Genomic DNA, 8,271 nt, shown 5'->3' with positions numbered 1-8,271 from the left:
AATATTACGACCCTTATTTTCCAAATATTTATATTAATGGTATAAATTATAAATCTGTAGAACTATCAAGGGAGCAAATACAACAAGCAGATGTGATTGTTATTTTAACCGACCATAGTGTAATAGATTGGAAGCTTGTTCATGAAGAAGCAAAAGTGATTGTTGATACAAGAGGGATTTTACACTCGTTTAGAAAGAAGGAGAGAACATGAAGCCTTGATGTCTTATTACAAGAGGAGCAGGATTTATTGGTTCACATTTAGCAGAAGAACTTGTAAAGCGTGACCATAAAGTTACGATCTTGGATAATTTGTTTTTCAGAAGATGGGGATCGTTTATATGGTCCGACTAATAAATTGCGTTGGTGCTATGCCGTTTGTAAAACATTAGAAGAAACACTTTGTCTCGGCTACGGTTTGCAGGGGCTACCTGTTACAATTGTTCGTTATTTTAACATTTATGGTCCACGTGCAAAGGACGGTCCATACGCAGGGATGATACGCTTTATTAATGCTGCATTGCAAGGGAAACCAATCCAAGTGTATAGAGATGGGACACAAACACGCTGCTTTACCTATGTAAGTGATGCTGTAGAAGCAACGATTAAAGCAATGGATGAAGGAGCAAATAGTGAAATTATTAACATTGGATCCGAAAATGAAATAAGTATTCGAGATTTAGCGGCTTTAATTCGTACTATGACAAATTCTAACTCCCCTATTACCTATGTTCCGTTTGAGAAGGTCTATCCGATAGGATTTGAAGAAATTCCGAATCGGCGTCCTGATACAGTTAATCTAAAACAGCTTCTCTCGTTTGAACCAACTGTTTCTCTTATAGAAGGGTTAACAAACACAATACAGTGGTTTAAGAGAGAGTTGTAGAGAAAGAGAGCAAAGAAATGACGCCTATAACATTTTCTAATTAATATTCCTGTTTTTAATGAAGTATGTACATTAGAGACTGTTATTGAAGGAAGAAAGTAAACAACTAAAGCCATTTGAAATTACTATTGTTACCAATGGCTGTATTGATGGGTCAGAAGAAATGACAAAAAATAGCTTTGCAATCCTAGCAATTCGATCTGTTGTTTCATTTACAACTCCATGCATCTCCAGCGATTCAATTTTGCGTGCTTCTTTGATAACAGTACTAATTGTCATAAAGAGTCAGCTGAATAAGGTTGAAAAAAGAAACTTTGTATGTCCGGCTGAATAGGTGACAAAACCTCTATATGAAAAGCAAAGCTATTGCTATGATAATCATTTCACCATTAGTGTAACACCTTTTTTGCGAATTTTGTAAATGATCGATTTGGTGTTCGATTCTATATCTAGACTGGAATGAGAATGATTTGGAAACCGTTATCTTACTATAATTTAGAAAAGAGGAAGTGATTTGATAAAATGATTGAGGATAATACAGTGATTCATAAATATCAGAACATAACAATTAAATATGATCAATTGGATACTCTTCGTTTACCTGTTACCGAGCCTTTCGTACTCACAGTAGAGTGGGATGGGGTAAAATACGAGTTTTTAATTAGGATAAAGGAAAATTCCCCTCATTTACTTGTTTTTGGTGCAGGTGGCATAAACCCAGTAGGTCCGCGAGTAGGTCCACCATATTTTCAGAGACATTCTTGGATGAATGATTTTGAAGATTCTGTTATTTATTACAATGATCCAACGCTTTATTTAGGAGATATACTTGCGGGTTGGGGACAAGGAACCAAGGACAGATTTTATTTAAAAGATATTGCAACCATTCTGACAAAACTTATACAAAAAATACAAATTAATCCAAAAAATGTGCTGTTTTATGGGTCCTCTGGCGGTGGATTTATGTCTCTAATATTAGCCGGATTTATAAAAGATTCAATAGCTCTTGTGGATTGTCCTCAAACTTGTATAACAAGATGGTTTTTTAAACCGGTTGTTCAAAGTGTATTGAATGTTTCTTACCCAAATTTATCTGAGCAAGAAGTTACGAAGTTATTTCCTGAGCGCATTGATGTTATAAAATTTTACAATCATATAAAGTACGTACCTAAAATTTATTATTTGCAGAATGTAACATGTATACATGATGTTAACAACCATTTAATTCCCTTTATTTCAAATCTAAAGTATATGGATGAAGGTTGTGTTGTAAATAAAGTGAAGGTAGATTTATATTATGACAAACAGCCAGGACATAAGGACTTTCCAGAACTTGCAGGACATGGAGCACTAGGAAAAAAGGAAACCATAGATTATATTAATCACGTAAAGAACTTACAGTTTTGATTTAAAGAACGTGTTGCAAAACGCATAATGGATGCATAAAAGCACGCAAAAAATCCACCCGTCTTGGAAATTATATACAGTGACCAAAAATACTTCATTCCAAGGGGTGGATACTATCATGATTTCCAATGTTGTAATCAAACATGCACTGTCTAGCGAAATCGATCCTCTTTTGCAGGCTTTATTTCAATACATTGACCAACTTTCTTTACCTGAAACACCTTATGTGACAGGGCGATCACCGATTTCAAAAAAGTCATTGTTAAAGTGTTTCTTTTTGAAAACTTATTTTTCTATTGACTCTTTACGCCAGTTAGTGAACACACTGGATCGATTTGGCTACTTCCGTCGGATTTGTGGGCTTCATGAGGTTCCTCATCTTTCTACGTTTTCGCGGGCAAGGAAATGGTTTCGAGAACAAGGTTTTTCCGTTTTTAACGCCCAACTTCTCAAAGACTTAGGTGTTCGGTGTCCAAAAGTCGTCATCATTGACAGTACGGCACTCTGAAGCAGTTTCTACGATTCTCAAGCGAGATGGGGAATTTCCACTCGGTATAAATGGTTCAAAAGGTATAAGTTGCATCTTTGTACAACTAGGGAAGGAATCATCCTCTCTCATGCTTTCGCAACAGCCAATCAACATGATGCGTCCGTTGTACTTGAGTTTTTTCCATCTTTAAAGAAATGGAAGATCGAGTTTGCCCTTGGAGATGCCTCCTATGATAGCGAAAATGTTCGTAACATGGCTGAAGAAAATGGAATCTTTTTTATTTCACCGATCAACCCGCGAAATAGTGAGGAGCGAAAAGATTCCTATGGTCGGGTCATGCCTTCATTTTTGAAAACAGAATTAGGAAAGTGGATGTTCCGTTTCCGTAACACGATTGAACAGACATTTAATCAGTGAAAGAATGACCGATTAGAACAACCGCGTTGGTATGGGTTTCATCGCTATTTCCTGCAGGTACAGTTATGCATTCTAATGCACAATTTTGAGTTTTTACTCTAGTTTTGCAACACCATCTAAAATAATAGGAGGAAAATGGAAATGAATAAATTAATATCTATTATTATTTCGGCTTCGGATAATGCGGATACTTTAACAAACGTGATCGCATCTGCTTCAGGTATTTCTCCACATGAAATTATTGTTTTAATTAATGAAAATAAGAATAAAGATGGAGAATTTACAAAAGTTGCGGAAAAACTTGGATGTAAAGTAATTGTTACACAACAGACGAATAGTGATGATGGGTGTGTACAAGCAGCAAAAGAAGCAAATGGGGATGTGTTGCTATTTTTAGATGGAAACATTGTTCTTCCAGCTTCACAGTTGCGCCAATTCTTGGAACCAATTCTGAAAGATGAGGCTGAGGTGGTCTTAAATAATTTCGATCGTTCATTTCTTGACAGGCGGGTAAAACAGTGGCCTGATTCCTATACAGTATGGAAACAAGTATTAAATGATGCATTGGGGCATACGGAGTTGAATATTGATTCTCTTCTTTCTATGCCACATGCGATTACTAAAAAAGCCATACAGGCGATTGGCTATGAAAGCCTTGTAAATCCAGCTCTCGCTCATATGCGTACGATTGAACAAGGCTGGCACATTAGTCGTCAATATTCCATTGATGCAATGTCCCCTGGTGAGTTTTACTCAGAAGAACAATGCTCATATAGAAGTCCATTATCGGATGCAGAGAAACAAAATATGAGGAATTACCTGAAAGCATTGGCAGAGTGGCTACAGACTCACGGTGTAAGAGGTGGTTATACCGATGGAGGCAGAAGACGGGACATTATTGAACAGATAAAAAAACGCAAAAGTTTTTCTTCTTACCAGAAAGAATCGGGCGGGAATCCCTCAATTTATGAAGGTTGGGGAGTGAAATCCTCTATTTACAACGGTAAGCAACTGTCTGTGGTGATACCTGCGCAAAACGAAGAAAAGACCATTAAGGAAGTTATTGAAGAAGCAAGAAGGATGGATCCATTAGAGATTATCGTTGTTGTGAACGGTTCAACTGACAATACCGAAAGAATCGCGAAACAACTTGGTGCCACAGTTATTGTATTTAAAGAAGCACTGGGAAATGATGTAGGGCGTGCAATCGGAGCACTTCAAGCAACTGGTGATATTATTCTTTTTATTGATGCTGATTTTGCGATCCCGTCCTATGATTTACATCCGTTCGTCAAAGCAGTTGCTGACGGAGTAGATGTTGCACTCAATGATTTGAATCTTAATCTTCTCCCTCCTCTCTATGTTGTCGATTTATATAAATATATGTTGAATTTAGCTTGTAACCGTAAGGATTTGGGTGTCGGTTCAATCGTAGCTGTTCCTCATGCCATAAGCAGAAGATGCCTAGACGGAATCGGATGGGAAGTATTGTTAAATCCATGTCTTGCACAAGTGAAGGCTGTATTGCAAGGGTACAAAGTTTCATGTGTTCATTTTGTGGATGTGATGAGCCCAAACCGTATTCGTCCAGATCAACATTTTGCAGATAAAGGACATCCAAAGGCTGTATTACGTATTATTGGGGATCATTTAGAAGCTCTTTCGTACTTAATAGAGCAGTTAAAAGCTGATGGCAAATTTCATAGCGAAAAAACAGAAAAATCATTCGAACAAAAAAAAGTGTCTATTTGGATGAAACTTCGCAATTATCTACACAGACTTAGAACCATCTGGGAGAATAAGATAAAAAATGTTTAATACCTCAAGTGAAAAAATTCAGTGGTATTTTTTAGGGGAATTGGTATTATATCAAGAAAACAGACACGTTAAACAGAGAGAAAAACTCTTGTTTATGCAGCTACTTTTCTCTCGTTAGCGTAATAAGCTGCCTCATATTCAAATGGCGATAAGATAGCCAAAAGCTTGAATGACTTATTTTCCAGTTGTAAAAGTGCAAAAGCATTCAATACTCGAGAATCGCTTGTTTCGCTTCTTTCCGTGTACGGAATTGATTCAGATCAATGCACTCTTTCTTGATAAGACTATGAAACAATCCCCTACGAGCGTTGTCGTAACACTTCCCACATCTCGACATACTCAGTTGAAAATGCTCCCCTGTAACAGTTGCTGATAGTCATTAGACTCATACTAGTTTGAATGATGAATGATTCTCCCTCTTGTTTACGCTTTGCTTTGATGACTAACTTTTTCATCATTTGTGTATCAATGTACCATCCTACGATTATACCAGTATATAAATCCACGATACGCACTTAAATACAACCGTCCTTTATTGGTAAATAGGTATGTAATTACGTTGTAAGGATGATTACTGTTTGCGGCTGCGGTGAATTTGCGCACTTGTAATAGATTTCAGACTTTCTTCCCTCATGATGAGTGCCACCGATCCAGAACATACGGTGATTCTGCTGTCAGTTCCTCTGCTTCTGCAAAAGTCATAATGATTTGAAACGTTTTTCCAAACACTTTTCCGTAGAATAAGAAAAAGTTCGTATAGAAATCCATAAAAAACGTCGACGCTCGATCAAACTCCTCAAGCTGGTGTTTGACACAGTTCACCACATGCACCACAAACGAGTCAACTTTCATATGGCGCACCATGTAGCCGCAAAGCATTCCGTTGGCATTCAACATAAATCCCTCCTTTTATTAGTTCTGATGGGATGATACGGAACGGTTACGAAACGAAAAAGCTCTTTTCGCTATGAATGATGCGAAAAGAGCTTTTGCCGTTCTTATCATCCAAAGCGAATTGCTTTGCGGGTAGAAGCACCTTACGCGAAGCGCAGATTGCTGTGAAGTCATCGAGCCCGATCTCTCGTTCACTCTTGATAAGACTTATTCAATTATCCTTCCAAAATCACAATCATTATTTGCCTTAATTGTTTTCCTTTGTGAATGAACAAAAGAAGGAGAGAGGTCACTTAAATAGCGCAACTCTCCTTTTCTTTAATTCTATCTACCTTCGATAAAATTCAAGTAAAGACAAAGCACTTTAACTAGGATTTTGAATAAATGACTACTCCATCTCGCACGATCTGTTTTTTGATTTCTTCATTCAATGAAAAATCACCGCATGAAGCGTCAAGGAGTGTTTTTACTTGAAGTTGTTTTATGAGGAGGGAGAGCTGTTTGATAATCGTCTTAGTTTGGGGAAGCGATGAACCCGAACCCGATAGAAACTCACGACTTCTCCACGCTTGTAAAGATGTCTCTTCATTGATTTCATACCTTCCGCCATTTCCTTAGTTTAAGGAATATTTACTTATTGTCTTCAAGTCATTAAATTTTTACCAAATACTCCCTTAGGAGAGAAGCTGCGGCATTTCCTGTTTTGCCTTTAGTGCTATATAGACACAATAATCTTTAACGATCGTACAATCCAGATCATCGATAGAAAGATGATCATATAAACCGGCTTCATAACAAATCTTTGAGAACATTTTATTAGTATGCCAACAGTGAATATGAGGATGGTTAAATATAGAATCAGAGGATGTACTGAAATAGTCTAATTTTTCACCATCTACAACGAACTCGTCTACAAGATGGTTAACTGCTATTTCACTGCTATACATAGATGTTACCCCCCACCACCATCCCGGCCACTTTCCCGGTCCATCGTTAAATTCATGCTCTAAAATATGTTTAGCTGTAGACACAGTTAATCGACAAACTTCCCTTACTAATGGCGCATAACCGTAATGAGTTGCTCCAATGTTATAAATCCCCCTATGCCTAAGTCCAAGTGCTTTTGCAATCCTTTTTATCCTCTCCTTTACGTCATCATCATGAACGTAAGCGCCCTGGCCAACAGCATAAAGCTCCGGATAATAATTATTCCATGCAGGTGTTAAAAAGGTATCTACGTCTGTTCGAAGAAGTAAATCATATTCCTCAAGAAAATCAGCACGATCATCTGCTAAACAGCTGATTGAATTAATATAATGATAATTTTTCCATCCATCTTTATAACTGATAGGCTCATATTCAACTTTTATACAATCTTCAGGAACTTTATTTAGTGCCTCCTTCGTGCCAAAGACAACGAGGTCCGTATCCTTTGCTTGAATATACTTTAATGATGTATATAGCCAGCCAAACTGAAGCATTAGGCTAGGCTTATCTTCAAGGTAAATAACTAACGCCCTCTTCATAAATTCACCTCATATTCAACAAATTTCTATTCTATTTATTTTAGAAATTTAGAGATGTCAAATAAACACCTTAATAGAGGATCCCCTTCAGCACACTCTCTCTTATCATATGGCGACTGAAATTTTATTGTTCCCTTATTTACGTTTTTTGTGGTATCTAAATTCAAAATGACTGTTTCAGAAACATGAGAAAGAGACCTACTAGAAATAGGCATTGGAAAAAAGGATATTCTAAAGCACAAAAATACATGAATGAGGATACTGTTCATACAGCATTTAAAGAATGGGTTTTCTCACCAGGAAACAAGTCCAAACAAAATAGATAAACAAAGATAAAATGGTAATGTAGTAAAAAATACAAAAGGAGATGAAAGTTAATGTCTTTTCCGAATTTCCCTAACGATATTAGTCCAAACATCGATTTGGATGCTGAAGCGGTAGCTCTTTTACTTCTTGCTACCATTGCGTTTGAAGAACTGTCCTTAGCCCATGTTATTAACTCCGAAGCTGAAAAGCTTCAAGCAGCTCTAGGTACCCTTGTTAATCCTGCTGGCACAACGGTATTCCCAGGACCATTAGCATCAAATCTAGATGACTTATTAGATACGAACCGCAGCGTTGAAAGAACATTGCGTACTGTTATCAAAAAAGAAATGCTCCTTGAGTTTAAACTTGAGGATCTCATCGATTTTCTTCCTACAGTAACAACTACTGGCATATGATTGCTCGGTACTAGTCTTTCCCGTTACAGCTCCGAGTCAAACTGTAACGATGAATGGAACTGAATTCGTTGGTGCTATCGTATCAACGATAAAATGGTAATGTAGTAAAAAAT

6 protein-coding genes, 3 pseudogenes and 1 riboswitch are annotated in these 8,271 nt (G+C 37.2%); of the genes and pseudogenes, 7 read left to right on the top strand and 2 right to left on the bottom strand.

Going from position 1 to position 8,271, the window contains the following annotated elements:
• The 6 genes and pseudogenes from HNQ85_RS17305 to HNQ85_RS17285 all read left to right on the top strand — a co-directional run.
• The coding region (locus HNQ85_RS17305) for a UDP binding domain-containing protein (protein WP_281363488.1) at window positions 1–212 on the top strand (212 nt) is incomplete at its 5' end.
• A 14-nt stretch (window positions 213–226) separates the two neighbouring features.
• Window positions 227–352: an NAD-dependent epimerase/dehydratase family protein gene (locus HNQ85_RS18130; protein ID WP_409994149.1), complete on the top strand. Its 126-nt coding sequence runs from the start codon at window positions 227–229 to the stop codon at window positions 350–352.
• Window positions 315–884: pseudogene (locus HNQ85_RS17300) on the top strand (NAD-dependent epimerase/dehydratase family protein); the annotation flags it as partial. The gene HNQ85_RS18130 and the pseudogene HNQ85_RS17300, both read left to right, overlap by 38 nt.
• Window positions 885–1,406: 522 nt before the next feature.
• Complete coding sequence (locus tag HNQ85_RS17295) at window positions 1,407–2,291, top strand: glycosyl transferase family 2 (protein WP_220129301.1); 885 nt, start codon at window positions 1,407–1,409, stop codon at window positions 2,289–2,291.
• A gap of 118 nt (window positions 2,292–2,409) precedes the next feature.
• Window positions 2,410–3,300 (top strand): annotated as a pseudogene (locus HNQ85_RS18160) (transposase).
• 33 nt (window positions 3,301–3,333) lie between these two features.
• Window positions 3,334–4,875: pseudogene (locus HNQ85_RS17285) on the top strand (glycosyltransferase family 2 protein); the annotation flags it as partial.
• 771 nt (window positions 4,876–5,646) lie between these two features.
• Here the strand turns inward: HNQ85_RS17285 and HNQ85_RS17275 are convergent.
• On the bottom strand, window positions 5,647–5,913 hold the full coding sequence (locus HNQ85_RS17275) for a hypothetical protein (RefSeq protein WP_181538940.1): 267 nt from the start codon (window positions 5,911–5,913) through the stop codon (window positions 5,647–5,649).
• Between the two features lie 98 nt (window positions 5,914–6,011).
• Window positions 6,012–6,117: riboswitch (SAM riboswitch) on the bottom strand.
• A gap of 467 nt (window positions 6,118–6,584) precedes the next feature.
• Window positions 6,585–7,436, bottom strand: a complete 852-nt coding sequence (locus tag HNQ85_RS17270) for a DUF7164 domain-containing protein (RefSeq protein ID WP_181538939.1) — start codon at window positions 7,434–7,436, stop codon at window positions 6,585–6,587.
• 377 nt (window positions 7,437–7,813) lie between these two features.
• Here HNQ85_RS17270 and HNQ85_RS17265 point away from each other — a divergent pair, with 377 nt between their 5' ends.
• A complete protein-coding gene (locus HNQ85_RS17265; RefSeq protein WP_181538938.1) occupies window positions 7,814–8,158 on the top strand; it encodes a hypothetical protein in 345 nt (114 codons plus the stop codon).
• The last annotated feature ends 113 nt before the right edge of the window (window positions 8,159–8,271 follow it).

Source organism: [Anoxybacillus] calidus (genome assembly GCF_013760845.1).
In the GTDB taxonomy this organism is placed as follows: domain Bacteria; phylum Bacillota; class Bacilli; order Bacillales; family Anoxybacillaceae; genus Paranoxybacillus; species Paranoxybacillus calidus.
This window is presented reverse-complemented; position numbering and strand designations above follow the sequence as displayed.